Source organism: Clostridium mediterraneense (genome assembly GCF_900091705.1).
GTDB classification, from domain to species: domain Bacteria; phylum Bacillota; class Clostridia; order Clostridiales; family Clostridiaceae; genus Sarcina; species Sarcina mediterraneense.
The window spans coordinates 715,370-717,869 of record NZ_LT594785.1 but is presented as its reverse complement, the minus strand read 5'-3'; the positions used below and the strand labels follow the sequence as shown (position 1 = coordinate 717,869).

Here is a 2,500-nt window from a genome sequence, read left to right as displayed (position 1 = left end):
CAATAAATCCGGATAACGCTCGCCACCTACGTATTACCGCGGCTGCTGGCACGTAGTTAGCCGTGGCTTCCTCCTTAGGTACTGTCATTATCATCCCTAAAGACAGAGCTTTACGATCCGAAGACCTTCATCGCTCACGCGGCGTTGCTGCATCAGAGTTTCCTCCATTGTGCAATATTCCCCACTGCTGCCTCCCGTAGGAGTCTGGGCCGTGTCTCAGTCCCAATGTGGCCGATCACCCTCTCAGGTCGGCTACGCATCGTCGTCTTGGTAGGCCGTTACCCCACCAACTAACTAATGCGACGCGGGTCCATCTCATAGCGGATTGCTCCTTTGATTATCAAGTGATGCCACTCGATAATATTATGCGGTATTAATCTTCCTTTCGGAAGGCTATTCCCCTCTATGAGGCAGGTTACCCACGTGTTACTCACCCGTCCGCCGCTAATCCATTTCCCGAAGGAAACTTCATCGCTCGACTTGCATGTGTTAGGCACGCCGCCAGCGTTCATCCTGAGCCAGGATCAAACTCTCAATTTAAAAGTTTAATCTTAAGCTTAAAACATAAAAAGAATTGCTGGTTTACTTAATTTCTTCTGTTTAATTTTCAAAGACCTTTTATTTGTTGCTTCAAGCAACTCTTATATTCTATCATCATTCCTTACTACTTGTCAACAACAATTTAAAATTTATTTTTAAGCTTGTTATTTAACTTGTTCGCTCCTGACGACAAAAACTATTCTACCACCTTCAAACTTTAACACCTTTTTAAAATTAATTAAATTTAAAATTTATCTTTATTATTCATCAATATTCTTCTTTATTCTAAATAATTCTTAGTATGATACTCTTGGAAATGTTTAAATATATTTTATTTAAATATAAAACTTTTATACCTTTAACTAAAGAGAATCCCCCTTAAAATAAATTATGCTAAGGGGGATTCTCTTTAGTTAAGTTATACTTTAAAACCAATTAAAATTTTAATATTATATATAAAATATTCTATTTATGTAAGGTACATAATTAAATTATAATATTGGTCTTATAAATATTTCTTCAATTATTATTTATCATCTTTTTTTAATAAATCTCTTATTTCTTGAAGTAATACTATTTGTTCATCAACTTGAACTTCTTCAACTTCTTTTTGTTTTCTATTAAATTGAGATACTAACTTTATACATACAAATATTGAAAATGCTATAATTAAGAAATTGATAACACTTTGTATAAAACTACCTACATTTAGAGTTATTGCTGGATGTTTTCCACTTGCTTCTTTTAAAATAATTTTTAAATATGTAAAGTTCACCCCACCAGTTAAAATCCCTACTAAAGGCATGATAATATCATTTACTAGTGATTTTACTATTGCACTAAATGCTCCTCCAATAACTACCCCAATAGCTAGATCTACTACATTACCTTTTGTTGCGAATTCTTTAAATTCTTTTATAAAATTCTTCATTTTTTCTCCTTTGTAATTTTACTAAAATATTCATTGTCTAAACCTTACATTAATAGAATATTGATAGAACATTTATTAATATATAACATTTTCAACTTTATATCAATCAATTTAATATATTATATTTATCATAATCTATTAAATATAATTAGCCTAATCTAATAAATAAGATTTTATTCTTTATTAAATTAATACACTCTCATAAAAAATAAATTAAAATTACCATAAGCTTTTTACAATACTATTTTTAGCTACATTACTTTTAATAAAATTTTATTAATATTAGCTTATTATTATTTACTTACTTATTACTTATTAAGTGTATGTTTACTAAATTAAGATTAATATCTACTTAAATAACTTTTCTCTTCATATCTTTTTATAATTTAAAATAATAAACTTTTTAAAATATATTTATAGTATTATTTTATATAAGTAAAAACACTAAGTTTAAGATTTATAAACCTAGTGTTTTCAATACTTTATGGTACATCTAGTGAGATTCGAACTCACGACCTCTGGATTCGAAGTCCATCACTCTATCCAACTGAGCTATAGATGCTTATTATTACTATATTATATCATAATATATATTAAATAAAAAAAGATAACAATTAATTGTTATCTTTTACTTATGGAGCGGGTAGCGAGAATCGAACTCGCCTATTCAGCTTGGAAGGCTGACGTTCTACCAATGAACTATACCCGCATATTGGAGCGAGAGACGGGACTCGAACCCGCAACATCCACCTTGGCAAGGTGGCGCTCTACCATTGAGCCACTCCCGCATTTTTAAGTTGGTGCAGATGAAGGGAGTCGAACCCCCACATCGTAAGATACTAGATCCTAAGTCTAGCGCGTCTGCCAATTCCGCCACATCTGCAAATTGGTGACTCGCCGGGGAATCGGACCCCGGACACCGTGATTAAAAGTCACGTGCTCTACCGACTGAGCTAGCGAATCACATGGCTGGGATAACAGGATTTGAACCTGTGAATGACGGAGTCAAAGTCCGTTGCCTTACCGCTT

General features: G+C 32.8%; 1 protein-coding gene, 5 tRNA genes and 1 rRNA gene (1 of these 7 only partly in view). All 7 read right to left on the bottom strand.

The window, feature by feature from the left end:
* Positions 1-540, bottom strand: a 16S ribosomal RNA gene (locus BN8917_RS05460); it reaches 974 nt to the left of the window's first position.
* Between the two features lie 526 nt (positions 541-1,066).
* Positions 1,067-1,471, bottom strand: coding sequence for a large-conductance mechanosensitive channel protein MscL (gene mscL / locus BN8917_RS05455; protein WP_066871670.1), 405 nt, complete (start codon positions 1,469-1,471; stop codon positions 1,067-1,069).
* Positions 1,472-1,956: 485 nt separating this feature from the next.
* A tRNA-Arg gene (locus BN8917_RS05450) sits at positions 1,957-2,033 on the bottom strand.
* A 73-nt stretch (positions 2,034-2,106) separates the two neighbouring features.
* Positions 2,107-2,180 (bottom strand) — tRNA-Gly (locus BN8917_RS05445).
* A 4-nt stretch (positions 2,181-2,184) separates the two neighbouring features.
* A tRNA-Gly gene (locus BN8917_RS05440) sits at positions 2,185-2,259 on the bottom strand.
* Between the two features lie 10 nt (positions 2,260-2,269).
* Positions 2,270-2,354: transfer RNA gene (locus BN8917_RS05435), tRNA-Leu, on the bottom strand.
* A gap of 4 nt (positions 2,355-2,358) precedes the next feature.
* Positions 2,359-2,434: transfer RNA gene (locus BN8917_RS05430), tRNA-Lys, on the bottom strand.
* Positions 2,435-2,500 lie beyond the last annotated feature (66 nt).

Excerpts from the sequence above, each read along its gene's own strand:
- mscL (WP_066871670.1), bottom strand. The coding sequence starts at position 1,471 with ATGAAGAATTTTATAAAAGAATTTAAAGAATTCGCAACAAAAGGTAAT.